Below are 24,795 nucleotides of genomic sequence, written 5' to 3'. Positions count from 1 at the left end.
CGATCACGTCGAGATGACGAACCAAGGCAACGTGACGAACGGAGTGCCGGATGGAACTCAAGACCGTCCTGTTCGAGGTGGCCGACCATGTCGCCACGATCACCCTGAACAGGCCCGAGGTCATGAACGGCTTCAACCAGGAGATGCTGGAGGAGTTCGCCACCATCTGGCAGACCGTGAAAACCGACGACGACGTGCACGTCGTCGTGTTGCGGGGCGCGGGCGAGCGGGCGTTCTGCACGGGCATGGACGTCAAGGAGGGCATCGACCGCCACCCCAACGTCTGGTCGCAGACCGACCCCGGCGAGTACCTCTCGCCGAAGCTGAACCAGGTGTGGAAACCCCTGGTCTGCGCGGTGCACGGGATGGCCGCCGGCGGCGCCTTCTACTGGCTGAACGAGGCCGACATCGTGATCTGCTCGGAGGACGCCACGTTCTTCGACCCGCACGTCAGCTACGGGCTCACCGCGGCCCTGGAGCCGATCGGCCTCGCCCGGCGCATCCCCCTCGGCGAGGCGCTGCGCATCGCGCTGCTCGGCCTGGACGAGCGAGTGTCGGCCGCGCGCGCCCTGCAGATCGGCCTGGTCAGCGAGGTGCTCCCACGCGAGGAGCTGTGGGACCGGGCCGACGACGTCGCCCGCATCATCGCCGCCAAACCGCCCGCCGCCATCCAGGGCACGGTCCGGGCGATCTGGGAGTCGCTGGACTCGACGCGCACCCAGGCGCTGCGCACCGGACTGTCGTACACCCAGATCGGCAACCCGATCGGGAAGGCCGAGGTCGACCGTTCCGCCGTACCCCGGAGGCAGTGGACACTGCGCTGACACTCCTCTAGCCTGCCTGAAAAGAGTGCACTTTATAGGTGTCGCTTTCATGGGTGTTGTGAAGGGGAGGCTTCTATGCTGTTCGGCATGCCCTGGCCCGGCCGGGACGTCGCGCGGGAGGCCGAGCAGGCCGGCGTCGGCGCCTTCTGCGCCGGGGAGTTCGTCGACCACGACGCCTATCTCACGGTGGCCGACATCGTGGCGAACACCGAGCACGCCCTGGCGGGCCCCGCCATCGCGTACGCGTTCGCCCGCACCCCGTACGCGCACGCCACCGCCCTGCGCCAGTTGCACGCCCAGGCTCCGGGGCGGCTGTTCCTGGGGCTGGGCAGCGCCGCGTTCAAAATCAACCGGGACTGGCTGGGCGTGCCCCCCGAACGTCCCGTGGCCCGGATCGCCGAGACCGTCGGCGCGGTGCGGGCCTGGCTGCACGCGGAGAACGGCGAGAGGGTCCGCTACTCCGGGGAGTTCTACTCGCTCGACGCCGATGTCCGCGCCCCGGTGCTCGGCCGGCTGGACATTCCCGTCCTGCTCGCCGCGTTCAACACCGGAATGGCCGCCACCGCGGGCCGGGTCGCCGACGGGGTCATCGGGCACGGGCTGTTCACCTCCTCCTGGTGGAACGACGTCGTACGGCCCTCGGTGGAGCGGGGCGCGAAGGACGGCGAGCAGGGGACCCGCTCCCTCGAACACGGCTGGGTGATCACGGCCGTCGACGACTCCGCGCCCGAGCGTGCGGTCGCCGACGCCCGCCGGATGATCGCCTTCTACCTCACGGTGAAGACGTACGACCCCTATGTGGCCCACCACGGCTGGGAGGAGCCGGTCGACCGACTGCGTGCCGCGTTCCGGGCGGGCGACACCGACGCCATGGCCCGGGCGGTCACCGACGAGATGGTCACCGAGATCGCCGTCTGCGGGACGACCGCCGAGGCGAAGAACGCCCTGGCCCGCCGCGCGGGCTCGCTCCCCCGCGACGTCGCCTACTTCGCGCCCCCGAGTTTCCTGGTGAGCCGGCGGCGGCGGGCCGCGTACGCCCGGGCCTCCCTCGCGCTGATCGGCGCGGTGCCGGACGCACGAGAAGGCGCCTGACACACATGGCGCGGAAGAAGCGACCGGCCCCGGAGCGAGAACGCTCCGGGGCCGGTTCGTGGGTCAGCCGCTCACCGGGATCGGGTCAGGCGTCCTGGGGCAGCGGTGCGAGCTTCTTGCTCTTGTCGAAGTGCACGATGTCCGCCAGCGTGCCGCCGAGGATCGCCGCGCGGTCCTCGTCCGGGACGCCCTCGAAGTTCTCCGCGATGCACTCGGCACTGTCACGGAAGGTGCCCTCGGCGTGCGGGTAGTCGTTGCCCCACAGGATCGTCGAGAGACCGGTGATGTGACGGGCCTTGACGGCCGTCGGGTCGTCCGCGAACTGCACGTGGATCTGGCGCCGGACGTACTCGGTCGGCTTGAGCGGGTAGGGCCACTTGTCGTTGATCGCGAACAGCCGCCCCATGGAGTTCTGCTCGGTCGGGGGACGGTTGTCGTCCCAGAAGCCGAGCCACCAGTCGGGGTCCTGGCCGGTGCCGGTCTTCCACGCCTTGTCCATGTAGCCCATGAAGGAGACCAGCCAGCCGGCCGTGTACTCGATCAGGTTGAAGTGCAGGTCGGGGAAGCGCTCGCACACACCGCCGCCGACGAGGCTGGCGATGATGCCCTGCGGGCCGGCCACGGCCGAGCCGACCGCGAAGCCCATGGTCCGGCCTGTCACCATCTCGTCGGTCAGGTTGCCCTTGCCCATGTTCATGGCGTTCATCAGGCCCCGGACGGTCACCGCCGTGTCGGACACCTCTTCCTTGACCTTCACTCCACCGGTGGCGACGTGGATGAAGATCGGCAGCCCGTGCGCCTGCGCGGCGGCCCAGACCGGGTCGTACTCCCGCGCGTAGAACGGCAGGGGCGGGATCTCCGGAATGAGGATCGCGCCGAGTCCCAGCCGCGCGATCCGCTCGATCTCCGCGACGGCCTCGGGCACGTTCGTCAGCGGGATCGCGGCCGTCGGACGCAGCCGGTCCTTGTACGGCAGATACCGCTCGACCAGGTAGTCGTTCCAGACGCGGGCGTGCGCCATGGACAGCTCGTGGTCGTCCGTGAACAGGACGAACAGCGACAGGTTCGGGAACATCACCGAGGCGTCGACGCCGTCGATGTTCATGTCCCGGAGAATGTGCTCGGGATCGCCGTCCGGGGTCTCCCCGCCGGTCTGGCGGTATTTCGAGATCGTCCAGCCGTCGAAGCCGATGGTGTGCAGTTTCTTGAACTCCGTGTGCCCGCCCGGCACGATCGGCTCGTCGAGCGTGAACTCCTCTTCCCAGAGGGCTCGTTCACGCATGTTCTTGGGGAGCCGGGTCTTGAAGAGATCGACCGGCTCGATGATGTGCGAATCGCCGGAGACGACAAATTCCTTGAACACAGGCGGTACCTCTTTCGAACATCGTCGTTCGCGCAGAATCCACCCCGCGGATGAGGCCGAAGTTACCTGTACCGATCGGTCTAGTCAACGATTCAGCGCACGGATTGAGGGCCCGAACAGCGTCAAGAAGTCTGACGATCGCCTGACTCAGGGCCGATCAACGCGACCCCTTCCCTGAAGCCCTCAATTAAGTACACTCAACTCCATGAAGACGGCATATTCGTTCTCTTCGCAGCTCTACATCGACGGACGCCGAACGGACGGCGATTCGAACGCGTCCCTGGTCGTACGCAATCCGGCGACGGAGGAATCGATCGCCGAGGTTCCCCAGTCCTCGCTCGCGGATGTGCGGCGCGCCGTCGAGGCGGCGCGCCGGGCCTTCGACGAGGGTCCGTGGCCCCGGATGAAGCCCGCCGAGCGAGCGGCGGTGCTGCTGCGCATGGCCGAGGAGATGGAACGCCGGCTCCCGGACCTCGTCGCCGTCAACATGGCCGAGGCGGGATCGGTCCGCGCGCTCGCGGAGACTCTCCAGACCCGGGTCCCGGTGGCGCATCTGCGCGACATGGCGGAGCGGGTGATGCCGGCCTTCGCCTGGGAACGCCCGATGGAACCGACCGTCGCGCCGGGCATCGGCATCTCCCAAGGGGTGCTGCGCCGCGAGCCGTTCGGCGTGTGCGCCCTGATCTCCGCCTACAACTTCCCCTTCTTCCTCAGCATGATGAAGGTGATCCCGGCCCTCGCGGCGGGCTGCACCGCCGTGCTGAAGCCGGCGCCCGCGACTCCCCTGGAGTCCCTGCTGATCGGCGACTTCGCCGACGCGGCCGGGCTGCCCCCGGGCGTGCTGAACATCGTGACCGGCGACATCGAGGCCGGCCGCGAGCTGACCACCCACCCGATGGTGGACCTGGTCAGCTTCACCGGCTCGGACACGGTCGGCCGCACGGTCTACACCCAGGCTGCGGCCTCCCTGAAGAAGGTCGTCCTCGAACTCGGCGGCAAGTCGGCGAGCATCGTCCGCGCCGACGGCGACCTTGACGGCGCCGTACGCTCCGCGCTGGTCGGCATCACCACCCATGCCGGCCAGGGCTGTTCGCTGCTGACCCGCACCCTCGTGCACGAGTCCGTCCACGACGAACTGGTCGCCCGGCTGAGCGAGGGCCTCGCCGCGATCAGGGTCGGCGACCCCGCCGACCCGGCCACCACCATGGGCCCGCTGATCAGCGAGGCCCAGCGGGACAAGGTCGAGAAGCTGATCCGGATCGGCGAGGAGGAGGGGGCGCGGATCGTCCTCGGCGGCAGGCGCCCTGCGGGGCTCGACCGTGGCTGGTACGTGGAACCCACCCTCTTCACCGGCGTCGACAACGCGATGACCATCGCTCGTACGGAGTTCTTCGGGCCGGTGGGTGTCGTCATCCCGTTCTCGGACGACGAGGAGGCGGTGCGGATCGCGAACGACAGTCCGTACGGGCTCGCTGCGGCTGTGTGGAGCGCGGATCCTGTGGCTGCCCTCGGGGTCGCGTCCCGTGTCCGGGCCGGTGGGGTGGCGATCAATGGTGGTAGCGCGGGGGTCAATCCTCGGGCGGCTTTTGGGGGGTACAAGCAGAGTGGGCTCGGGCGGGAGTGGGGGGAGTTCGGGTTGGAGGAGTATCTGCAGACGAAGACTGTTAGTTGGGCGGCTCGCTAGCGCTTCGCTTCGCTGGATGGGTCGTGTTTTGGCTGCGGGCCCGGTGGGGGCTGGTCGCGCAGTTCCCCGCGCCCCTGGCGGGCGGGGGCGCGTTGCGCCCACCCGCCCGCCAACGCCCGCCCGTGAACGCCCACTCGCCAACACCCGCTCACCAACACCCAGCCCCGTCGACCTACTTGACGGTTACCTTCACTCCGGGGATCTGCTCGCCGCAGGCCGGGGAGCCCTGGGGGTCCGGGACGAACTTCTCGTCCTTCAGGATGGAGACGAAGGTGCAGTCGCCCGGGCCCCCGACCGAATAGGTTCCCTTGTTCGCGAAGTCGGTGGGCTTCGGGAAGAGGCCGCCGGCGGTCCAGGTCTTGTCGGCGCGCAGGGCGGCCATCAGTTTCTCCTGGCTCGCGGTGCAACCGGCCTTCTCCAGGCCGTAGATGAGCAGGTCCGCGCTGATCCAGCCGACGGCCTGGGAGAACGACGGTATGCCGGACGCCGACTTGGCGTACTTCTTGAGGGCGGCGGACCAGGTGCGGGTCGCCTCGGTGTTCATCTCGACCGGTGAGTACGAGGTCATGAAGCCGACCCCCTGCGCGACCTTCAGCGTGGGCGGGGACTTCAGCAGGTCGGCGCCGTAGCCGGTGGCCAGCAGGATCGACTTCATCTCGACGCCGGCCCGGCGCAGTCCGGTGGCGAGCGCGAAGCCGGTCTCGGGGATCACCGGGGCGTACAGCACGTCGGCCCCGGACTTCTTGATGCCGAGGACGATCGCGCCGACGTCGCTGCTCCCGAACGGGACGCGCTCGTTGACGTAGCCACGGGCCAGTCCGGCGTGTTCCGCCGAGAGGGCGGCTCCTTCGGCGGCCTTTGCGGCGCTCGGCGTGTTGGAGGAGACGACGGCGACCTTGGTCCCGCCGAGCTTCTTCCAGTACGCGCCGAGTGTGGTCGCGGTCCGGTTGTAGTCGGTGCCGGACATCGCCGGGAAGAGGTTGTCGTACTTCGGGTTGAACCACTGCTCGCCGCCGTCGAACGCGCCCCCGAGGAACGGTGTGCCGCCACCGCCCGTACCGGCGTACTGTCCGGCGCCGTAGAAGTACGTGCTCACGGGCAGTACGGCGTACACCTTCTCCTGCTGCACCAGGCGCTGGGCCGCGGTGAGCGCGCCCTGCGGGGTGGACTGGTCGTCGGCCATGACCACGTCGAAGCCGCGCGCCGCGCACTTGCCGCCCGCCGCCTTGTAGGCCGCGAACCGGGCCTCGACACCGCTCTCCGTACCGGCGTAGTGCGCGCCGGCCGCGCCGCTCAGCGCGGTCAGGACGCCGACCTTGACGGGTCCGCTCGTGTTGTCCACACCGCTGGAACCGCCGCTGCCGCATCCGGCGAGCAGGAGTACCGCGGCGCTGGTCCAGGTGGCTATGGCACTGACTCTTCCCATGTGCACTCCTGACGTCCTCGGCCCGTCGCACGACGGTTCCGACAGGTGGTCCGCGAGGCACAGTGCAGCATATTAAGTATCCTTTGTCACCGGTTGAAGCGGCGATATCGCCCCTCAGGGTTGACGAGGACACCATATGAGCGCACTTTAATCCGTATCCGCTCTACCTCCCGTCTCTCCCGAGCTTCACCTTCCAGGAGGCCGTCGTTGCTCTCCTACGTCGTCGCGGGCCTCGCCCTCGGGGCCATCTACGCCATCGCCGCCGCCTCGCTCGTCGTCACCCATGTGTCGTCGGGCGTCTTCAACTTCGCGTTCGGTGCCATGGCGTTCGCCGTCGCCCGCTTCTACTACTTCCTGTACATCGAGCAGGGCTGGCCGCTGCCGCTGGCGGCCGTCGTCGCGATCGGGCTGTTCGGTCCGGCGCTGGGCGTGCTGCTGTACGCGGTGCTCTTCCGCCATCTGCGGCTGCGCTCACCACTCGTGAAGATCGCCGCCACGATCGGGCTGTCGGTCGCGCTGCCGCCCCTGGTCAACCTGGCCCTGGGGCAGCTGGTGAACGTCACGGCTCCGGGCCTGGCGCCCCAACCGGTCGCGGTGTTCCGGCCGTTCGGCACGGTCGTCGACATGAACCAGCTGATCACGTACGCCGGACTGGCCCTGGTCCTGGTCGTCGGCACCGCGCTGCTGCGGTTCACCGACACCGGGCTGAAGGTCCGCGCGCTGGTCGACTCCCCCGCCCTCACCTCGATGTCGGGGGTCAGCCCCGCGCGCGTCTCACTCGGAGTGTGGGCGTTCAGCGCGCTGTTGGCGGGGCTCGCCGGAGTGCTGGTGGCGCCGACGGCCGGACTGTCCGTCGAGGGCATGACCTTCCTGATGGCGGCGGCGTTCGCGGCGGTGGTCGCGGCCCGGTTGCGCAGTCTGCCGACGGCGGTCGGGGTGGCCCTGGCGATGGGCGTCGTCACGAGCGTGATCCAGCGCTATCTCGATCCGGAGAGCGCGCTGTCGGCGCAGATCGTGCCCAGTGTGCCGTTCCTGTTCATGCTCGCCTTCCTGCTCGCGCACGCCCTGCGCGGCCGGGCGGGCGACGCGCCCACGGGCGGGGTGCTGGACCGGGCGATCCGTACGGAGAACACGGCCGCGCCCACCGCCACCTCCGGGTCCGGATTCGTCGCGCCCCTGGTGACGATCGCCGTCGTCGCGTGCCTCCCACTGATCCTCGACGACTTCTGGACCGGGCTCGTGGCGACGGGCATCGCACTGGCGACGGCACTGCTGTCCTGCACGCTCGTCACCGGTGAGGGCGGCATGATCTGGCTGTGCCAGATCACCTTCGCGGGCCTCGGCGCCCTGTTCGCCGCCGACCTCGCCGCGAACTCCGGCTGGCCCCCGCTGGCGGCGGTCCTGGTGAGCGCGGTGTGTGTCGTACCGATCGGTGTGGTGCTCGGGCTGCTGACGATCCGGCTGGGCAATCTGTACGTCGCCCTGGTGACGCTGACCTTCGGTCTACTGGCCCAGAACCTGATCTTCATGCGGGACCGCTTCTACAACTCGGGCCAGGGCATCTACATGCCCCGCCCCGAATGGGCCCTGGACAACAGGAGTTTCGCCCTGCTGGCGCTGGCGGTCTTCTGCGCACTTGGCGCCTTCGTCGTCAACCTGCGGCGCTCGACCGCCGGACTGGCCGTGACGGCGGTCCGGTGGAGCGAGACCGGTTCCCGCACGCTGGGCCTGGGCGTCGTGCCGGTCAAGGTGCTCGTCTCGGCCGTCGCCACCTTCGTCGCCGCGGTCGGCGGCGGATTCCTCGCGCTGGCCTACCAGTCGGCGCTGCCCGACTCGTTCAGCCCGTTCACCGGTCTGGTCTGGCTGGCGGTCCTGGTCACGGTGGGGGCGCGCCCGGTCGTGGGTGCTCTCGTGGCCGGTCTGGCGTTCGCCGTACTGCCGAGCGTCTTCCAGACGTATCTGCCGACGCGGTGGGCGGAGATCCCGGTCATCATGTTCGGCTTCGGCGCGGTCATGCTGGCCCGGGACCCGGAGGGCGTCCTCGCGATGCACGGCAGGCAGGTGCGCGCGGTGAGCGGGTGGTGGCGGGCCCGACGCGCCCCAGCCGCCGAGAAGTCGTCTTCTTCGACGCCCCAGGGAGAACTCGTATGACCGCCCTCGCCGGTACGACGCCACCACGCATCGAGGCCCGGGGCGTGACCGTCCGTTTCGGTGGACTCGTCGCCCTCGACTCGGTCGACCTGGCGGTGCCGCAGGGTGCGGTGGTGGGGCTGGTCGGGCCGAACGGCGCGGGCAAGAGCACGCTGTTCGCCGTACTGTCGGGGCTGTTGCGGCCGAGCTCGGGCGCGGTGCTGATGGACGGCCGGGATGTCACCTCGGTCAGTGCGCAGGCGCGGGCGAGGCGTGGGCTGGCCCGTACGTTCCAGCATCCGGAGCTGTTCCCGGGGCTGACGGTGCGTGAGCACGTGGTGCTGGCGTACCGGCTGCGGCATGCGCGGCGACGGGTCTGGACCGACCTCGTCACGGCCGGCGGCTTCCGGCGCGCGGGCGCCGAGGAGGACCGGCGGGTCGACGGGATTCTCGCGGCCCTGCGACTGACCCCGCACGTCCATCTCCCGGTGTCCGGGCTCCCGTTGGGGACCGGCCGCCTGCTGGAGATCGCCCGGGCACTGGCCGTCGACCCGAACGTCCTGCTGCTGGACGAGCCGTCGTCGGGGCTGGACGCGCGGGAGACGGACGAGTTGGCGTCCACGCTCACGGGCCTGGTGGCCGAACATGGGGTGTCCCTGCTGCTGGTCGAGCACGACGTCGAACTCGTCCTGGGGATGAGCGACGTCGTCCATGTCCTGGACTTCGGCGTCAAGATCAGCGAGGGCACGCCGGCCGAGGTACGGGCGGACCCGGCGGTACGGGCGGCGTACCTGGGCGCGGAGCACGGCGAGGCCGAAGAGGACAAGGACAGGCACAAGGACGAGGACGAGGAAAGGGCCTCCGCATGACCGGCACCGTCACGACGTCTCCCCTGCTCACCGTCCAGGACCTGACCGTCCGGTACGACACCGCCCACGCGCTGCGCGACGTGTCCTTCGCCGTGCCGCCGAACAGCGCGCTGGCGGTACTCGGCGCGAACGGCGCCGGCAAGAGCACACTGGCGCGGGCCCTCTCGGGCCTGGTCCCGCCGGTCACCGGCTCCGTGGTCCTCGACGGCCGCGACCTCACCGGCAGTACCCCGGACACGATCCGCCGGGCCGGCCTCGTCCATCTCCCCGAGGGCCGGGGCGTGTTCCCCTCGCTGACGGTCATGGAGAACCTGCGCATGGCCACCGCGGGCGACCGACGCGGCAGGCCGGCGGCCATCGACAGGGCTTTCGAGATCTTCCCCGCACTACGGAACCGTCAACGCCAGGCAGCGGGCACCCTCTCCGGCGGCGAGCAGCAGATGCTGTCCCTCGCCCGCGCCCTGATGATCGACCCCCGCCTCGTCATCGCCGACGAACTCTCCCTGGGCCTCGCCCCGAAGATGGTCGACGTGGTCTTCGAAAGCCTCCGCCGAGCCCGCGCGGCAGGCGTGGCCGTCATCATGATCGAACAGTTCGCAACCCGAGCCCTGGCCTTCGCAGACACCTGCCTCGTCCTCCAACGAGGCAGAACAGCCTGGACAGGCCCAACAACGGAGGCCGGCCCGGAACTACTACGCCGCTACTTGGGCGAGGCAACGGCAACTTGACCGTTCACGCGCGATAGAGGAGGCGTGGTGACCAGCGCGCTCCCTGAAAGGAGGCGGCGCAGCCGCCTTCCTTTCAGGGGCGCGGGGAACTGCGCGACCAGCCACAACGCACCCGCACCCGCCCACAAACAACAACCCCCCACCCCCTCACGCACCGTCCACCCGAGAACCAAACCGCCGAACAACATCCCCCACATCCCGCCGCCGCCCCAACTTCGCCTGCGCCTCCAACGCCAGCGCATGCGCAAGACTCGTCCCCTCCCCCGCCGAAAGCAGCGCAAGCGTCTCCCCCACAGCACCAGCCTCCGCCGCACACACCTGCGCAGCAATCTGCTCCGCCCGCACGATCAACTGATCGTGCGGCACGACCTCGGTCACCAACCCCGCCCCGAACGCCCGCTCCGCATCGATCGGTTCACCGGTCACCATCATCCGCCGAGCAAGCCGCACCCCCACCGCCCGCGGCAACAACGCACTCATCCCCCACCCCGCCGTCAGCCCGATCGCCGCATGCGTATCGGCGAACAGAGCACGGTCGGAAGCAATAAGGAACGAACAGGACAGCGCCAACTCCAACGCCCCCGTATAACAAGCACCGTTGATCACACCGAGCACCGGCGTCCGCGCCGCCCGCACCACCTCCGCAGGATCCGTGCGCGCGCCACGAGGAGACCCCGACCCGTTCCCCAACGCCTCCTTGAGGTCGATACCCGCGGAGAACGCGGGATCGGCACCGGTCACCACGACCAACCGGGTCCCCGCATCGGCGTCAGCCGCCCGCACCGCCTCGATCAGCCCCCGCCGCATCGCGATCGTCATCGCGTTGCGCGCCTGCGGACGGTCCAGCGTCAGCCACAGCACGCCGTCCGCCCAGTGGCATCTCAGCCCCTCGGCCCCGACCGCGATCACGGCCGTCAGACCGTGAGGACCATGGCCGACCCCATGCCACCGCCCGCGCACATGGCCGCGACCGCGGTCCCGCCACCCCGGCGACGCAACTCGTGCGCCAGCGTCACCACCATGCGAGTCCCGGTGGTCGCGATCGGATGTCCCAGGCTGCACCCGCTCCCGAACGGGTTCACCCGCTCCGGGTCGAGACCCAGTTCGCGGGTGGTGGCGACGGCCACCGCGGCGAATGCCTCGTTGACCTCGAAGAGGTCGACGTCGTCGACGCCGAGTCCGGCGCGGTCGAGTGCCTTGCGGATCGCGGCGATCGGCGCCAGCCCCGTCTCGACCGGGTCGACGCCGACGCTCGCCCAGGACCGTATGGTCGCCAGCGGCGTGAGTCCGTGTGCGGCGGCGATGTCCGAACCGGCGACCACGACCGCCGCCGCGCCGTCGTTGATCCCGCTGGAGTTGCCCGCGGTGATGGAGAAGCCCTCGATCTCGGGGTGCAGCACCTTCAGCGCGGCGAGCTTCTCCCGGGTGGTGTCGCGCCGGGGATGCTCGTCGGTGTCGAAGACGGTGGTCGCGCCGTCCCGGCCGGTGACCTTCACCGGCACGACCTCATCGGTGAACCGGCCCTCGTCGATGGCCCGTACGGCCCGTTCGTGCGAGCGCAGCGCCCACGCGTCCATCTCCTCGCGGGTGAGGCCGGCCAGCCGGGCGGTGTTCCAGCCGACGAGGACGCCCATGTCGTTGTTGGGGGCCTCGGGCGTCGGCACATGGGTCGGTGCCATCCAGGGGTCCTGCCAGTCGTCGGTGCCCGGAGTCCGCCACCGGGACACCGGCGCGGTGGACGAGGAGTGCGTACCACCCGCGACGACCACACGGTCCATGCCGGCCCGCACACTCCCGGCGGCGGTAGCCACGCTGGCCAGCCCGGAGGCGCAGTGCCGGTTGTGCGCCAGACCCGGTACGTGGGTCAGCCCGGCCTGGAGTGCCGCGTACCGGGCGATGTCCCCGCCTCCGGCGAGGGATTCACCGAGGACGACGTCGTCGATGGTGTCCAGCGGCAGCCCGCTGCGGTACGCGGCCTCGCGTACGACGAGGGTGGCGAGATCGAAGGCGCTGGTGTCCCGCAGGGTTCCCCGGCGGGCGGTTCCGATCGCGGTACGGCACGCGGAGAGAAGCACGGCATCAACCATGTAATTCAGAGTACTTAAATCCGGAAGGGATCAACAGGCTCACCGCGAAATCGGCCGACCATCAGCCATTCATCGGCCGATCATCTCGACCCGGACTTGAAAAGAGGATACCTTGTTCGGGTGAACTTCCAGCTCAGCGAGGAGCAGGGCATGTTGCGCGAAGCCTCGCGCGACCTGCTGTCGGACCGGGCCCCGATCGAGCACGTACGGGCGTGGATGGACCGCGACGGAGACGACGGGGACGTCGACCCCGAGGTGTGGCGGCTTACCGCCGATCTCGGCTGGCCCGGGCTCGGGCTGCCCGAGGAGTACGGCGGCAGCGGCCAGGGCCTGGTGGAACTCGCGCTCGTCGCCGAGGAGATGGGGCGCGCCCTCGGGCGGGGGCCGTTCGCGCCCACCGCGATCGTCGGCCGGGCACTCACCGCGACGGGCTCGCCCGGCCTGCGGTCCGAGGTGCTCCCCGGGCTGGCCGCCGGATCGTCCTGGGCCACCTGGGCGTTCGCCGAACCGCGGAGCTCCTGGTCCCTCAACGGCATCCGCGCCACCGCCCGCACGGACGACGGGGACACGTTCGTCCTCGACGGCGTGAAGACGGCCGTACAGGACGCCGGCGGTGCCCACTGGCTCCTCGTCACCGCACTGCACGACGGCGTTCCGGCGTCGTTCCTCGTGGAGCGCGCCGCCCCGGGTGTCACCGTCCGGCGCCAGCGGACCCTCGATCCGACGCGCGCGTTCTACGAGGTCCGCCTCGACGGCGTACGCGTCCCGGACGACCGCCGCCTCGGCGCCGGACCCGACGGGATCCAACGGCTGCTCGACGAGGCGTCGGTGCTGCGGTGCGCCGACGCGCTCGGGGTGATCCGGCGGCTGCTGGAGCTGACCGTCGAACACACCACGACCCGCGTGCAGTTCGGGCAGCCGATCGGCGGCTTCCAGGCCGTCAAGCACTCGGCCGCCGACATGGCACTCCTCGTACACGGCGCCCACGCCGCCACCCACTACGCGGCGATGTCCGCCGACGCGGGCACCGACGACGCGGCCCGCGCGGCCTGTGCCGCCGCCTCGTACGTCTCGGCGGGCGCCGGCGAGGTCGCGGCCCGGGCGCTCCAGCTGCACGGCGGCATCGGCTTCACCTGGGAGCACGACCTGCACCTCTTTCTGCGCCGCGCCAGGGCCGACAGCGTGCTGTACGGCGACGCGGCCGTCCACCGCGACCGGCTGTGCACCCTTCTGCGGCCGTCACCGGCAAGCGCGTCCTTCTGAGCGCCAAGACCCGAAAGGTTCCCGATGGAGATCAAGGGCAAGAAGGCCGTGGTGTTCGGCGGGGCGTCCGGCATGGGCCGGGCCACCGCCGAGCTGCTCGCGGCCCGCGGTGCCGAGGTCGCCGTACTCGACCGTCCGGCGTCGGCGGGCGCCGAGGTCGCCGGTGCGTTCGGCGGGAGCTTCCATCCCGTCGACGTGACCGACTTCGAGGCGACGGAGAGCGCGCTGGGCGCCGCCGTCGAGGCCCTGGGCGGACTGCATGTGTCGGTCACGACCGCGGGCGGCGGCAGCGTACGGCGCACGCTCGGCAAGGACGGGCCGCACGACCTGGAGACCTTCCGCCGGGTGCTCGACCTCAACGCCGTGGCCACCTTCAACATCAGCCGCCTGGCCGCCGCGCACATGAGCCGCAACGAGCCCGAGGAGCCGGACGGCGAACGGGGCGTCATCGTCAACACGTCGTCGATCGCCGCCTTCGAGGGGCAGATCGGCCAGGTCGCCTACTCGGCGGCCAAGGCGGCGATCGCCGGTATGAGCCTCACCATGGCCCGCGATCTCGGCTCGCTCGGCATCCGCGTCGTCGCCATCGCGCCCAGCCTGTTCGAGACGGGCGCCACCGAGAAGATCCCCGCCGACGTACGGGCCGCGCTGGTCAAGGACGCCGCGTTCCCCCGGCGCCTGGGCCGCCCGGAGGAGTACGCCAAGCTCGCCCTCGCCGTCGTCGACAACCCGATGCTGAACGGCCAGTGCCTGCGTCTCGACGCGGGCCAGCGGTTCGGCCCGAAGTGAGGTCCTGATGCCGGAAATCTCCCAAGACGTGGAACACCAGGGCAAGGTCGCCCTCATCACCGGGGGCGGCCGAGGCTTCGGCAAGGCGTTCGGGGAGGCCCTGTCGGCCCTCGGCGCGCATGTCGTGCTCGCCGACATCGACGGCGCCGCCGCCACCGAGGCGGCCGCCGAACTCACCGCGAAGGGCCTCGGCGCGACCGGGGTCACCTGCGACGTCGCCGACGAGGACGAGGTCGGCGCGGTCGTGAGCGGGATCGTCGAACGCCACGGCGGACTGGACATCCTGGTGAACAACGCCGGTCTGCACGCCGCCTACAACAAGCCGTTCACCGAACTGGGCCTGGCCAAGGTGCGGCGGGTCCTCGACGTCAACGTCATGGGCACCGTCATCTGCACACTCGCCGCCCAGGAGGCCATGCGGGGCCGACCCGGCGCCTCCATCGTCAACATCTCGTCGTCGGCGGCCTACGCGAACCGCAGCATCTACGGCGTCTCCAAGCTGGCCGTACGGGGCCTGACGGTGTCGTTCGCACGGGAGTTCGCCGCCGACGGCATCCGCGTCAACGCGATCGCGCCGGGCCTGATCTTCACCGACGCGGTACGGGACCAGCTGTCCCCTGCCGAGGCGGAGCGAGTCCTCGGGGAGCAGATCCTGCGACAGGAGGGCCGGGAGGAGGACATCGTCGAGGCCCTGCTGTACCTGGTCTCGTCGAAGGCGTCCTTCGTCACCGGCGAGACGCTGCGCGTGACGGGCGGGTTCGCGCTCTCGGTCTAGCCGGAAACATGCCTGTGGCCCCGCGGCAGTCGCTGCGGGGCCACAGGCATGTCGGGCCGTCCTACACGGTCACCGGTTCGTTGGCCGGCTTGTCGGCCAGTTCCTTCTCCTCGTCCGTGATCGCTTTCAGGAGCACGTACGGTGTCGCGATCTTCCACACGGCGTACGCGACCGAGGGGATGATGTTCGCGAGCAGTCCGTTCCAGGCGAGCGGTCCGTCCTGGTTGAGGAAGACGAAGGCGCCCGGGATGAGCGTCACTCCCAGCACGATGCTGAGCCAGCCGTACCAGCGCGGGAAGAGCGGTTTCTGCCGGGTGTGGTCGATGAACGCGGCGTATCCGATCGACCAGACCTGGAGGACGAAGATGCAGGCGTTGCCCACGAACATGAGCCAGAAGATGTCGACCATCGCGGTCAGGACGTCCACGGAGTGGAGCTCCGGCCGATAGGCCGCGGCGGCGAGGATCGCGAGCGGGAAGAAGAACCCGATCGGCGCCACCACACCCGTGGTGAGCTGGATCATGGACAGCAGTCCCCAGCCGCCCTCGACCCGGCGCATCTGCATGCTCGTCACGACGACGTACGGGTACTCGAACGGGACGAGCAGAACCATCAGGGCGACACAGGTGAGGATCCCTGTGCGGTTGTCCTTGAGGAAGGCGACGACGTCGTCGGGGCTCTCCGTCGGGCTCATCGGCGGAATGAGATGGCCGATGGAGTACGCGACGATGAATCCCACGAAGAGCAGGACGCCACACCACGCCGAGATTCTCTGGAGTCTTATATGGAGGTCTTTCTTCATTGCGGCTCCCTTGTGTGCCGACCGGTTTGACCGGTGTCTTCGATGTCTTCGGTGTCTACCGACCGATCTCGTCCCAGCCGACGAGCCTGTCCATGAGCACGGTCGTGCTCGACAGGTAGTCGCCGTATCCGCTCCGGAAGAACAGCAGCGGGGTCTTCATCGACTCGACGCGCAGGTCCCGGACCCGCCCGACGACCAACAGGTGATCACCGATCTCGACGACCTGTTCCACCGTGCAGTCGACCCAGGCGACGATCCCGTCCAGCACGGGATTGCCCAGGTCCGACGCCTCCCACGGGGCGCCCTCGAAGCGCTGCCCGGCCGGACGCGTCGCCAACTGCCGTGACAGGCGCTCCTGGTTGCCCGCGAGCGCGTTGGCACAGAAGCGGCCCGCGGCCCTGATCGTCCGCAGGGTCGTGGAGGAGCGGTCGGCGAGGAAGGACACCAGGGGCGGGTCGAGCGACACCGAGGTGAAGGTGCCGACGACCATGCCGTGCGGCCGTTCCTCGCCGTCCGTGGTGGTGATCGCGACCACGCTCGTGGGGAAGTTGCCCAGGACGTCGCGGAACTGTCGCCCGTCGATCGCCTGCGCGTCCGCGTCCACTGTCCGGGAGTGCGTCGCGCCCTCGCTCATATCAGGATGCGCATCGACTCGGGCAGCTCCAGGCCCATCGCGGCCAGGGCGTTCGAGTGGTAGGCCGCACCGGGGACGTGGATCATGTGCCCCAGTCCCGCGTGCGCGTCCCGCCAGAACCGCTGCATCGGGTTGCTCCGCCGCATCGCGTTCCCGCCGGACCGCGCGAAGATCTCGTCCAGGGCCGAGACGGCGCGCCAGGCGCAGCGGACCTGATTCCGCCGTACGTTCGCCCGGTCCTCGATGCTGATGGGCTTGCCGGCCTCGACCTGGTCGTACAACCGGCTGATGCCGTCGATCAGTTGCACCCGGGAGGCGGCGATCTCCGCCGCGGCCTCGCCGGCGGCGTAGAGGACGTACGGGTCGTCGCGCACCTGAACGCCGGTCACTGCCACCCGGTCCTTCTGCTGGGCCAGGTGGAGGGCGAGTGCGCCCTCGCAGATGCCGATGACCGCAGCGGTGATGCCGAGCGGGAACATCGAGCTGAAAGGCAGCTTGTAGAGGGTGTCGGTGAGCCCGATCGCCTCGGCGGCGGCACCGTTCTGGACCATCTCCTGCTTGATGACCCGGTGTTCGGGAAGGAACGCCTTGTCGACGACGACGTCCTTGCTGCCGGTACCCGCAAGTCCGACCACGTCCCACGTACCGTCGATGATCTCGTAGTCCGAGCGGGGCAGCACGACGTGCAGGACGGTGATGGGCCCGGCGGGCTTCCCCTTGCCGTCGCCCAGGAGCGCGCCGAGGAAGTCCCACTGACAGTGGTCGCTGCCCGAGGAGAACGGCCAGCGTCCGCTGAGGACATAGCCGCCTTCCACCGGGTCGGCGATGCCGTTGGGCATGTAGGGCGAGGCGATCCAGGTGTCGGGGTTCTCGTCCCAGACCTCGTGTGCGAGGCGGGGGTCCATCTGGGCCAGCTCCCAGGGATGCACCCCGACGACGCCGCTGACCCAGCCCGCGGCACCGTCGTACCGGGCGACCGCCATCACCGCTTCGGCGAAGTCCCGGGGATGGGCGCCGAATCCGCCGTACTCCTTGGGCTGCAGAAGCCGGATGACCCCTGCGGACTTGAGCAGTTCGACGGTCCGGTCGCTCAGCTTGCCGAGTGACTCGTTCTCGTCGGCGAGTGCGGCCAGTTCGGAACCCAGCTCCTCGACACGACCGACCACTTCATGCGTCACGCCGCACACCTCCTGGTGACAGTTCCATCGCATGCGCCGCGCGTCCCGGCGGCGGGATGTCCTCAGTGTCGGGATACGGCCCAGGGCCTGCTGAGCGCTTTCCGGTGACCGGGACAGCCCCGCGTCAGCGGGTCACGCGGGGTCGCAACGCGGCGGTGGAGCGGCCCTTGAGGGCGGAGAGCCACACGCCGGCGCCGTAGGCGAGGTCGTCGAGCCGCCGGGCGACGCCGTACCGGAGGGGGTCGAGCGAGTCGTCCCCGCGCCGATACTCAAGTGCGATATCGGCCAAGGCGGCGACCGCCGCGGCCCGGCGCATCCGGCGGGACACCAGACAGCCGACGGCGGTGAGCGGCCACCAGTGCCGGGTGAGCAGCGCGGAGGTCTGCGCCAGGGTGGCGACGGCGCCGTTGCCCGCGAGCGGGACGGCCAGCCGGTACGGATGCCGGGTGCCGTCGAACTTACGGCCGATGCGCAGGACGACGCCCCCGAGGACGGCGCCCGCGACCGGCGCCGACCAGCGCCGTTGGGCGAGCAGCGCGCCGGCGAACACCGCGCTCCAGGGCGCGAACACGGCGGGCGCGATGTGCTGAGGATGCCGCTGGGCAAGAGGCTGCGCCCCGGTCCCGTACACGGCCTTGCGTACGAACCAGTCCCCCACGCGCGTCCGATGCTCGTGCGAGGCCCTGACCGCGGGCTCGTAACGCACCCGCAGCCCCGCCCCGACCAGCCGCCAGCAAAGATCGACGTCCTCCCCGACCCGCATGCTCTCGTCGAACCCGCGCGCGTCCCGCAGGGCGCCAACTCGCGCCACCGCACAGGCGGTCGGCGCCCAGGAGACGGGCGTGCCGGGCCGCACCGGGGCCGGATGGGCGCCGAGATCGAGGGAGGACCGGGTGTTCTCGTACCGCTCGATCCAGGTCGTGGCGGCGCCGGTCAGCCCGGTGATACGGGGTACGGCCATGGCGACCCGGGGATCGGCGAAATGCCGGAGCAGGGTCGGCACGGTCTCGGGGTCCAACACTATGTCGGAGTCGGCGAAGACCACGTACGGCGTGGTCACGAGCCGGAGCCCGGCGTTGCGCGCACCGGCGGGCCCGACGTTCGCGCGGAGGGCGACCAGCCGGGCCCCGTACCGAGCGGCGACGGCCGCCACGGGCACTGGCTGCCGCGAGGCGTCGTCGACCACGATCACGGAAGGGCCGACGCCAACACTCCGCAGCAACCGCTCCAGCTGACGCGGACGATCACGGACCGGGATCACGACGGTGTACCGGGGGTCGGAGGGCACGGGCAGCGAGTGGACGACGGGATGGGCAAGGCCACAGTCGATCAGCCGCTCGGCGAGAACCGCACTCGCCGCGTCCCGCACAGGAACCGTCCGCCCGACGAGAAGCTTGCGGGCACGCGGGGTCAGCCGCAGCAGCCGGGTGGGAAACCCCCCGACGAGGGCACGCCCTCCGTCGACGACCCGGGTATGCCGATCGAACACGACAACGACGCCCGCGCCGACGGGGAGTGTCATCGGCGTACGGCCCCGGGTCGGCGGGCAGGGGCCGCGAGGCTGCCACAGCCACCGACGATCCACCGGCCCACGGCCGACACCATGACGCACGGGGTCGCCGGAAGCCCACTGCCGAGGCGAGGAGCCGCCCCAGCCCTCGGGCCGGATCGGCGAGACGCCCCCGCCCGCCGACCGACAACGCGCCGACCCGGCAACCGAAGGCCGACACCACCACGCACCTCCCCGCCGAAAACCCACCCGCCAGAACAGCCCACCCGCCGACCGACAACACTGCCGACGCAAAGCCTCATCCGCGCACCATCCCGGACCGTCGCGCCGGATCGACAAGGCGCCCCCGCTCGTCGACCGTCCACGCGCCGATCCGGCGGACCGTGGCCGACACCATCGCGTCCAGCGTCCGGCGGCCCTCCTCCGCCGAGGCCCCGGCCGGGTCGCCGAGGACGCCGGTGGGTGAGAGGGCGCGGACTCCGTGGGACATGAGGTCCGGCAGGAGGTCGGGCAGGGGGCGGGTGTCGCCGGCGACGGCGGCGTCGAGCCGTACGCGTTCCGGGGCCAGGTGCAGCATCAGGGAGGTCTCCGTGCGGCCGGCGTGGGCGTCGCCGCCGGGTGTCTCGCAGGCGGTCCAGGCGATGTCGTGGCCCTCGGCGCGGAGTTGGCCGAGGGCCGTGTCGAGGGTGGCGGTGTTGCCGCCGTGGCCGTTGACGAACACGACCCGGCCCGCCCACAGGGAGAAGGAGCGCGCCAGCTCTACGACCACCGCCCGCAGCGCCTCGTGCCCGATCGAGACGGTCCCCGGGAAGTGCGCGTGTTCGCCGCTCGCGCCGTACGTGATCGGCGGTGCCACCCACGACTCGGGCAGGGTCTCCGCCGTGCGCTGTACGACGGCACGCGCGACGACGGTGTCCGTGTCGAGCGGCAGATGCGGACCGTGCTGCTCGGTGGACCCGACCGGGACGAGGACGAGCGCCCCGGACGGTACGGCGGGCCAGACGGCGTCGGCCAGGACGTACGCCGTCATGGTCAGACGACCGGGGCGGTCGGGGCGGCCGGTACTTCGCCGCCGCCCAGGGTCAGCGGGAAGCCGGGCGGGATCACCAGGTCCTCGGGCGACAGTTCGTGGACGGAGGAGTGGCCGAGGCCCAGCACAGCGGAGTCGAGGCCGCCGCGCAGGATGTCCAGCACGTTCTCCACGCCTGCCTGCCCGTTGGCCGCCAGGCCCCACAGATAGGCCCGGCCGATGAGCACCGCGCGGGCGCCGAGGGCGAGGGCCTTCGCGACGTCGCTGCCGCGCCGGATACCGCCGTCCAGGAGGACTTCGACCTGGTCGCCGACCGCCTCCGCGACGGAGGGGAGCACGCGGATCGTGGCCGGCGTGGTGTCCAGGTTGTTGCCGCCGTGGTTGGACACGGACAGGGCCGTCACTCCGGCGTCGACCGCCCGTCTGGCGTCGTCGACCCTGGTCACGCCCTTGAGCAGGAAGGGGCCGCCCCACTCGGCACGCAGCCACTTGACGTCGTCCCAGGTCGGCGGCGCGGTCTGCATCCACTCGCCGTAGGCGCCGAAGAAGGTGGGCGGCGCGTCGCCGGGGGCCCGAAGATTGGGCACGGTGAGGTCGGGGAGGCGGCCGGACCGGGCGTACTGCCAGAGCCACCCGGGCCGGGGCAGTACGTCGGGGGCGAACCGCAGCGCGGTCCGGAGATCGAGCTTCTCCGGGATGGACGGGCTCCCCCAGTCACGGCCGTGGGAGAACGACCAGTCCAGGGTGACGATGAGGGCCTTGGCGCCGGCCGCCCGGGCCCGGTCCATCCGCTGGACCATCGTGTCGCGGGTGCCGCTCCAGTACAGCTGGTAGAAGAGGTCCGGCTGGGCGTCGGAGACCTCCTCCACCGGCTTGCTCGCGAACGAGCTGAGGCTCATGATGACGCCCCGGTTCGCGGCGGCCCGGGCGACGGCCACCTCCCCGTCCGGGTGCACCGCCTGCACCCCGGTCGGCGAGATGAGCACGGGGAGCGAGGTGGGCACGCCCAGGACGGTCGTCGACAGGTCGCGCTCGGCGTGGTGGCCCACGACCCGTGGGGCGAAGCCCAGTTCGGCGAAGGCCGCAAGGTTGGCGTCGATCGTACGACCGCGCTCGGAGCCCGCCACGAGCGCGCCGTAGACCGACTTCGGCAGCCGCCTCCTGGCCCGGCGCTGCGCCTCGGCGACCGTCTCGAACCAGGGGTTCCTAGGCATGTGCCGTGTCCTTTCCGGTGGGCGCCAAGTCCAGCCCGGCGAGCGGGTGTTCGTCGCAGTCGCTCACCGGCGGCCTGGCTGCTGGCCCGCCCGGTTCTCGGCGGGTGAGGACGAGATCCACCGTCGTCGTCCTGCTCCTGCGGGAGTGGTCCCCGGACGGCTTGGGCACCCCGGTTCCGTCGCGCTGGGCCAGCAGCTGTTCGCCGTATCCCTGGACGCACTCGGGGTCGGGCCCGTCCAGCGGCAGCCCGGTGAAGAACTTGGCGGCCATGCAGCCGCCCTTGCAGGTGTCGTAGAAGGCGCAGGAGGCGCAGGCCCCGCCGTGCTGCGGGGTCCGCAGCCGCCGGAACAGCTCGGAGTCGCGCCAGACTCCCGAAAAGCCGCCCGGCGTACGGACGTTGCCCGCGAGGAACTCGTCGTGGATGGCGAACGGGCAGGCGTACACGTCGCCGACCGGGTCGATCAGACAGACGACGCGTCCGGCACCGCACAGATTGAGACCGGGCAACGCCTCGCCGTACGCGGAGAGATGGAAGAAGGAGTCCCCGGTCAGCACGTTCTCGCCATGGGCCAACAGCCAGTCGTACAGCTCGCGTTGCTGCACGGCCGTCGGATGCAGCTCGTCCCAGACGTCGGCACCGCGCCCGGAGGGCCGCAGCCGGGTCAGGCGCAGTTGGGCGCCGAAGCGGTCGGCGAGGGCCTTGAAGGCGTCCAGCTGCGGAATGTTGTGCCGGGTGCAGACCACGGAGATCTTGAAGTTCCGCATTCCGGCGGCGGCGAGGTTCTCCAGCGCCCGGAGCGCCGTGGCGTACGAACCGGCCCCGCGCACCGCGTCGTTGACGTCGGCGGTCGCGCCGTCGAGGGAGATCTGGACGTCCACGTAGTCGTTGCGGGCCAGGCGTGCGGCGGCGTCGGGGGTGATACGGACGCCGTTGGTGGAGAACTTCACGCCCACGTGGTGTGCCGTGGCGTAGTCCAGGAGTTCCCAGAAGTCGGCGCGCACGGTCGGCTCGCCGCCGCCGATGTTGACGTAGAAGACCTGCATGGCCTCCAGTTCGTCGATGACGGCCTTGGCCTCGGCCGTGCTCAGCTCACGCGGGTCGCGCCGGCCGGAGCTGGACAGACAGTGGGAGCAGGCCAGGTTGCAGGCGTAGGTCAGCTCCCAGGTGAGGCAGATCGGCGCGTCGAGCCCCTGCTCGAACAGGTCGACCAGCGGCGGTGACGTGGGCGCGGTCATGGGGTCCTTCCGACGACCATCGATGACTGGACGAGAACGGCCAACGCACGCCCGTAGCGCGGGAGTTCGTTCTCGCCGAGGCCCGCGGCCAGACAGGCGGCGCGGGCCGTGGGCGCGTCCCCGAGGGCCTGCACCACGGCCAGCAGCCTGCGGTCCTTGAGGAACGAGAGCTTGCGGGTCCCGAAGTGGTAGAGCAGCGCCCCGAAGGGTTCGGGGCGCACGGAGACCTGCGGATGCAGGTCCCAGGCACGGTCGAGGTCCATGACGATCGTCGCGGAGTCCGTCGCGGTCATGGCGGGGCCTAGTAGACGCCGCACATGCCGTCGATGGAGACCTCTTCGATCAGGTCGTCCGCCTCGATCAGCGACTGTTCGTCTGCGTTCTCCTCGTCCTGGATCTCGGTGGCCGGGACGGACGAGGTGGCGTGAAGCTGGCTCATGCGACTCTCCTTGGCAACGCTCCCATCGGACCCCTGGAGACTAATGGCACCAAGTGCCGAAAGTGAAGAGTCCGTACCGATGCACCCCGATGTCATCGTGATAGGGGCCGGCGGCAGCGGCTCGGCACTCGCGGCCCGGCTCACCGAGGACCCCGAACGGACCGTGCTGGTACTGGAGTCCGGCCCGGTGCCGAGCCAACTCTCGGCGTTCCCACCGGAGTTGCTGGACGCACGACTCGTGCCCGGCGCCCAGCCCGGGAACCGAGCAGTCCAGCCGTACCCGGCGCACCTCACACCCCGCCGTCCGTACACGGTCGTCCGGGGCCGCTTCCTCGGCGGCTCGACCACCGTCAACGGCGGCTACTTCGTCCGGGCCCGACGCGAGGACTTCGACCGGTGGTCGACGGCGGGCGGTGCGACTTGGTCGTACGACGCCGTACTACCGTTCTTCCAGACCCTGGAGACCGACCTCGACCACGGTGCCGACGAGCTGCACGGGGCGGACGGCCCGGTCCGGGTCCGGCGTACGGATCTACGGCATCCCGCAGCAGTCGCGTTCCGGGAGGCAGCCCACCACCTGGGCTTTCCCCCGGAGCCCGACAAGAACGCCCAGCAGGCACCGGGGTTCGGCCCGGTCCCGAGCAACACGGTCGACGGGATACGCCTCAACACCGGCGTCAGCTATCTGTTGCCGGCACTCGACCGGCCCAACCTGACGGTGAGGGGCGGGAGTACGGTCCACCGGATCATCGTGGAGCACGGCCGCGCGACCGGCGTGACAGTCGAGCACGAGGGACATCTCAGGACCGTGAACTGCGGCGAAGTCGTCCTGTGCGCCGGGGCGTTGCGCTCCCCGCATCTGCTCCACCTCTCAGGCATCGGCCCGCGCGACGACCTGGACCGTCTCGGCATCCCGGTCGTCCGGGACGCCCCCGCCGTCGGGGTCCGGTTCGGCGATCACCCCCAGGTCGTACTGGAGTGGACGCCCCGCTCCCCCCTCCCGGAACCGGCCGACTCCTGGCTCGGCGGCGCCCTGCACCTGCCGTCGTCGGACGGCGCCCACCCGGACGGCGACCTGGAGATCCTGCAGTCGCTCGTCCCCCTGCCCGGCCTGACCGGCGGCACGGTGACCGTCTCGGGCGAGCCGCTGGCCCCCCTCGCGTTCCTCGTGTCGGTCCAGTCCCCCGCCCTCGGGGGCCGCATGCGCACCCGCTCCGCCGACCCGGCCGTACCCCCGCTCCTCGACTACAACTACCTGCGGACCCCCGAGGAGAGCCGCCGGATGCGCGAGGCGATCCGCACGACCGCCGCGCTGCTCACCACCCCCGCCTTCGACAAGGTGTCCGCAGGACTGGTGGAACCGACCCCCGAGACACTGGACGACGACCGTTCACTCGACACCTGGATCCACGCCCACCTGGGCACGTCCCAGCACACCTGCGCCACGGTCCCGATGGGCCCCGCGGTCGACCCGTACGGCAGGGTCCACGGCGTCCGCGCCCTACGGGTCGCGGACACGTCGATCCTGCCGTCGGCTCCCCTGCGCGGCCCGGCGGCGACCGCGGTCCTCATAGGCGAGCTGATCGCTGCGGCGATGCGGTGAGCTCCGCTGGTTGGGCGGTTCTTCGGCTGCGGGCCGGTGGGGGCTGGTCGCGCAGTTCCCCGCGCCCCTGAAAAGCAGGGGCTGCGCCCCGTGCTTTTCGGCCCGGAGGGCCGGGTCC

At 70.7% G+C, this 24,795-nt stretch carries 23 protein-coding genes; 10 read left to right on the top strand and 13 right to left on the bottom strand.

Translation table 11 applies throughout. From position 1 onward, the window contains the following. Positions 1 to 50: 50 nt before the first annotated feature. Both ACWCRB_RS35590 and ACWCRB_RS35585 read left to right on the top strand, forming a co-directional pair. The gene (locus ACWCRB_RS35590) at positions 51 to 824 is read left to right on the top strand and encodes an enoyl-CoA hydratase/isomerase family protein (protein ID WP_450999999.1); all 774 of its coding nucleotides are present in this window, start codon (positions 51 to 53) and stop codon (positions 822 to 824) included. Positions 825 to 911: 87 nt separating this feature from the next. After that, complete coding sequence (locus ACWCRB_RS35585; RefSeq protein ID WP_450999998.1) at positions 912 to 1,916, top strand: LLM class flavin-dependent oxidoreductase; 1,005 nt, start codon at positions 912 to 914, stop codon at positions 1,914 to 1,916. Positions 1,917 to 2,001: 85 nt separating this feature from the next. On the opposite strand, the gene ACWCRB_RS35580 is transcribed toward ACWCRB_RS35585, so the two are convergent. After that, entirely contained in the window at positions 2,002 to 3,279 is a 1,278-nt protein-coding gene (locus tag ACWCRB_RS35580) for an amidohydrolase family protein (protein WP_405538813.1), read from the bottom strand. A 205-nt stretch (positions 3,280 to 3,484) separates the two neighbouring features. Here ACWCRB_RS35580 and ACWCRB_RS35575 point away from each other — a divergent pair, with 205 nt between their 5' ends. After that, positions 3,485 to 4,963 (top strand): aldehyde dehydrogenase family protein, encoded by a 1,479-nt coding sequence (locus tag ACWCRB_RS35575; RefSeq protein ID WP_450999997.1) that lies wholly within the window; start codon positions 3,485 to 3,487, stop codon positions 4,961 to 4,963. 172 nt (positions 4,964 to 5,135) lie between these two features. Here the strand turns inward: ACWCRB_RS35575 and ACWCRB_RS35570 are convergent, their stop codons facing one another. Continuing rightward, positions 5,136 to 6,389: an ABC transporter substrate-binding protein gene (locus tag ACWCRB_RS35570; RefSeq protein WP_450999996.1), complete on the bottom strand. Its 1,254-nt coding sequence runs from the start codon at positions 6,387 to 6,389 to the stop codon at positions 5,136 to 5,138. 207 nt (positions 6,390 to 6,596) lie between these two features. Between ACWCRB_RS35570 and ACWCRB_RS35565 the strand changes: the two genes are divergently transcribed. From ACWCRB_RS35565 to ACWCRB_RS35555, 3 genes are read left to right on the top strand one after another with little or no spacing between them, the layout of a single operon-like run. Further along, positions 6,597 to 8,540: an ABC transporter permease gene (locus tag ACWCRB_RS35565; RefSeq protein ID WP_450999995.1), complete on the top strand. Its 1,944-nt coding sequence runs from the start codon at positions 6,597 to 6,599 to the stop codon at positions 8,538 to 8,540. Then, positions 8,537 to 9,388 (top strand): ABC transporter ATP-binding protein, encoded by an 852-nt coding sequence (locus tag ACWCRB_RS35560; RefSeq protein WP_450999994.1) that lies wholly within the window; start codon positions 8,537 to 8,539, stop codon positions 9,386 to 9,388. The genes ACWCRB_RS35565 and ACWCRB_RS35560 overlap by 4 nt, the downstream gene beginning before the upstream one ends. After that, on the top strand, positions 9,385 to 10,116 hold the full coding sequence (locus ACWCRB_RS35555) for an ABC transporter ATP-binding protein (protein WP_450999993.1): 732 nt from the start codon (positions 9,385 to 9,387) through the stop codon (positions 10,114 to 10,116). Before ACWCRB_RS35560 ends, ACWCRB_RS35555 begins: the two co-directional genes overlap by 4 nt. Before the next feature lie 147 nt (positions 10,117 to 10,263). On the opposite strand, the gene ACWCRB_RS35550 is transcribed toward ACWCRB_RS35555, so the two are convergent. Then, positions 10,264 to 11,025 carry an enoyl-CoA hydratase-related protein gene (locus ACWCRB_RS35550; RefSeq protein WP_450999992.1) on the bottom strand — a complete coding sequence of 254 codons (762 nt, stop codon included), beginning with the start codon at positions 11,023 to 11,025 and terminating at the stop codon, positions 10,264 to 10,266. A 5-nt stretch (positions 11,026 to 11,030) separates the two neighbouring features. Further along, the gene (locus ACWCRB_RS35545) at positions 11,031 to 12,203 is read right to left on the bottom strand and encodes a thiolase family protein (RefSeq protein WP_450999991.1); all 1,173 of its coding nucleotides are present in this window, start codon (positions 12,201 to 12,203) and stop codon (positions 11,031 to 11,033) included. 120 nt (positions 12,204 to 12,323) lie between these two features. On the opposite strand from ACWCRB_RS35545, the gene ACWCRB_RS35540 reads away from it, so the two are divergent. From ACWCRB_RS35540 to ACWCRB_RS35530, 3 genes are read left to right on the top strand one after another with little or no spacing between them, the layout of a single operon-like run. Then, positions 12,324 to 13,466 (top strand): acyl-CoA dehydrogenase family protein, encoded by a 1,143-nt coding sequence (locus ACWCRB_RS35540; RefSeq protein WP_450999990.1) that lies wholly within the window; start codon positions 12,324 to 12,326, stop codon positions 13,464 to 13,466. 24 nt (positions 13,467 to 13,490) lie between these two features. Next, positions 13,491 to 14,255 (top strand): SDR family NAD(P)-dependent oxidoreductase, encoded by a 765-nt coding sequence (locus tag ACWCRB_RS35535; protein WP_389354025.1) that lies wholly within the window; start codon positions 13,491 to 13,493, stop codon positions 14,253 to 14,255. Positions 14,256 to 14,262: 7 nt separating this feature from the next. Continuing rightward, on the top strand, positions 14,263 to 15,030 hold the full coding sequence (locus tag ACWCRB_RS35530; protein ID WP_450999989.1) for an SDR family NAD(P)-dependent oxidoreductase: 768 nt from the start codon (positions 14,263 to 14,265) through the stop codon (positions 15,028 to 15,030). A gap of 61 nt (positions 15,031 to 15,091) precedes the next feature. On the opposite strand, the gene ACWCRB_RS35525 is transcribed toward ACWCRB_RS35530, so the two are convergent. From ACWCRB_RS35525 to mftA, 9 genes are all read right to left on the bottom strand, one after another. After that, positions 15,092 to 15,769 carry a hypothetical protein gene (locus tag ACWCRB_RS35525; protein ID WP_450999988.1) on the bottom strand — a complete coding sequence of 226 codons (678 nt, stop codon included), beginning with the start codon at positions 15,767 to 15,769 and terminating at the stop codon, positions 15,092 to 15,094. Between the two features lie 118 nt (positions 15,770 to 15,887). After that, positions 15,888 to 16,466, bottom strand: a complete 579-nt coding sequence (locus ACWCRB_RS35520) for a flavin reductase family protein (RefSeq protein WP_369032563.1) — start codon at positions 16,464 to 16,466, stop codon at positions 15,888 to 15,890. Next, positions 16,463 to 17,644: a hydroxylase gene (locus tag ACWCRB_RS35515; protein ID WP_450999987.1), complete on the bottom strand. Its 1,182-nt coding sequence runs from the start codon at positions 17,642 to 17,644 to the stop codon at positions 16,463 to 16,465. The genes ACWCRB_RS35520 and ACWCRB_RS35515 overlap by 4 nt, the downstream gene beginning before the upstream one ends. Positions 17,645 to 17,768: 124 nt before the next feature. Next, the gene (gene mftF, locus ACWCRB_RS35510; protein ID WP_450999986.1) at positions 17,769 to 19,166 is read right to left on the bottom strand and encodes a mycofactocin biosynthesis glycosyltransferase MftF; all 1,398 of its coding nucleotides are present in this window, start codon (positions 19,164 to 19,166) and stop codon (positions 17,769 to 17,771) included. Positions 19,167 to 19,452: 286 nt separating this feature from the next. Beyond that, on the bottom strand, positions 19,453 to 20,184 hold the full coding sequence (gene mftE / locus ACWCRB_RS35505) for a mycofactocin biosynthesis peptidyl-dipeptidase MftE (RefSeq protein WP_450999985.1): 732 nt from the start codon (positions 20,182 to 20,184) through the stop codon (positions 19,453 to 19,455). Positions 20,185 to 20,186: 2 nt separating this feature from the next. Next, on the bottom strand, positions 20,187 to 21,398 hold the full coding sequence (mftD, locus tag ACWCRB_RS35500) for a pre-mycofactocin synthase MftD (RefSeq protein WP_450999984.1): 1,212 nt from the start codon (positions 21,396 to 21,398) through the stop codon (positions 20,187 to 20,189). Beyond that, the gene (gene mftC, locus ACWCRB_RS35495) at positions 21,391 to 22,635 is read right to left on the bottom strand and encodes a mycofactocin radical SAM maturase (protein WP_450999983.1); all 1,245 of its coding nucleotides are present in this window, start codon (positions 22,633 to 22,635) and stop codon (positions 21,391 to 21,393) included. The genes mftD and mftC overlap by 8 nt, the downstream gene beginning before the upstream one ends. Next, the gene (gene mftB / locus ACWCRB_RS35490) at positions 22,632 to 22,928 is read right to left on the bottom strand and encodes a mycofactocin biosynthesis chaperone MftB (protein WP_450999982.1); all 297 of its coding nucleotides are present in this window, start codon (positions 22,926 to 22,928) and stop codon (positions 22,632 to 22,634) included. Before mftB ends, mftC begins: the two co-directional genes overlap by 4 nt. Positions 22,929 to 22,936: 8 nt before the next feature. Beyond that, positions 22,937 to 23,074 carry a mycofactocin precursor MftA gene (gene mftA, locus ACWCRB_RS35485; protein WP_405538795.1) on the bottom strand — a complete coding sequence of 46 codons (138 nt, stop codon included), beginning with the start codon at positions 23,072 to 23,074 and terminating at the stop codon, positions 22,937 to 22,939. 79 nt (positions 23,075 to 23,153) lie between these two features. Here mftA and mftG point away from each other — a divergent pair, with 79 nt between their 5' ends. Beyond that, a complete protein-coding gene (mftG, locus tag ACWCRB_RS35480; protein ID WP_450999981.1) occupies positions 23,154 to 24,677 on the top strand; it encodes a mycofactocin dehydrogenase MftG in 1,524 nt (507 codons plus the stop codon). Positions 24,678 to 24,795 lie beyond the last annotated feature (118 nt).

It is taken from the genome of Streptomyces sp. NPDC002156, assembly GCF_053593675.1.
Note: the sequence above shows the minus strand (reverse complement) of the source record. Positions and strands in the feature narration are given on the sequence as shown.

What these genes read in the sequence shown, in the direction of transcription:
- ACWCRB_RS35570 (WP_450999996.1), bottom strand. Translation starts at nt 6,389, where the DNA reads ATGGGAAGAGTCAGTGCCATAGCCACCTGGACCAGCGCCGCGGTACTC.
- mftC (WP_450999983.1), bottom strand. Translation starts at nt 22,635, where the DNA reads ATGACCGCGCCCACGTCACCGCCGCTGGTCGACCTGTTCGAGCAGGGG.
- ACWCRB_RS35560 (WP_450999994.1), top strand. Translation starts at nt 8,537, where the DNA reads ATGACCGCCCTCGCCGGTACGACGCCACCACGCATCGAGGCCCGGGGC.
- ACWCRB_RS35590 (WP_450999999.1), top strand. Translation starts at nt 51, where the DNA reads ATGGAACTCAAGACCGTCCTGTTCGAGGTGGCCGACCATGTCGCCACG.
- ACWCRB_RS35535 (WP_389354025.1), top strand. Translation starts at nt 13,491, where the DNA reads ATGGAGATCAAGGGCAAGAAGGCCGTGGTGTTCGGCGGGGCGTCCGGC.
- ACWCRB_RS35575 (WP_450999997.1), top strand. Translation starts at nt 3,485, where the DNA reads ATGAAGACGGCATATTCGTTCTCTTCGCAGCTCTACATCGACGGACGC.
- mftG (WP_450999981.1), top strand. Translation starts at nt 23,154, where the DNA reads ATGCACCCCGATGTCATCGTGATAGGGGCCGGCGGCAGCGGCTCGGCA.
- mftD (WP_450999984.1), bottom strand. Translation starts at nt 21,398, where the DNA reads ATGCCTAGGAACCCCTGGTTCGAGACGGTCGCCGAGGCGCAGCGCCGG.
- mftE (WP_450999985.1), bottom strand. Translation starts at nt 20,184, where the DNA reads ATGACGGCGTACGTCCTGGCCGACGCCGTCTGGCCCGCCGTACCGTCC.
- ACWCRB_RS35585 (WP_450999998.1), top strand. Translation starts at nt 912, where the DNA reads ATGCCCTGGCCCGGCCGGGACGTCGCGCGGGAGGCCGAGCAGGCCGGC.
- mftB (WP_450999982.1), bottom strand. Translation starts at nt 22,928, where the DNA reads ATGACCGCGACGGACTCCGCGACGATCGTCATGGACCTCGACCGTGCC.
- ACWCRB_RS35520 (WP_369032563.1), bottom strand. Translation starts at nt 16,466, where the DNA reads ATGAGCGAGGGCGCGACGCACTCCCGGACAGTGGACGCGGACGCGCAG.
- mftF (WP_450999986.1), bottom strand. Translation starts at nt 19,166, where the DNA reads ATGACACTCCCCGTCGGCGCGGGCGTCGTTGTCGTGTTCGATCGGCAT.
- ACWCRB_RS35555 (WP_450999993.1), top strand. Translation starts at nt 9,385, where the DNA reads ATGACCGGCACCGTCACGACGTCTCCCCTGCTCACCGTCCAGGACCTG.
- ACWCRB_RS35530 (WP_450999989.1), top strand. Translation starts at nt 14,263, where the DNA reads ATGCCGGAAATCTCCCAAGACGTGGAACACCAGGGCAAGGTCGCCCTC.
- ACWCRB_RS35545 (WP_450999991.1), bottom strand. Translation starts at nt 12,203, where the DNA reads ATGGTTGATGCCGTGCTTCTCTCCGCGTGCCGTACCGCGATCGGAACC.
- mftA (WP_405538795.1), bottom strand. Translation starts at nt 23,074, where the DNA reads ATGAGCCAGCTTCACGCCACCTCGTCCGTCCCGGCCACCGAGATCCAG.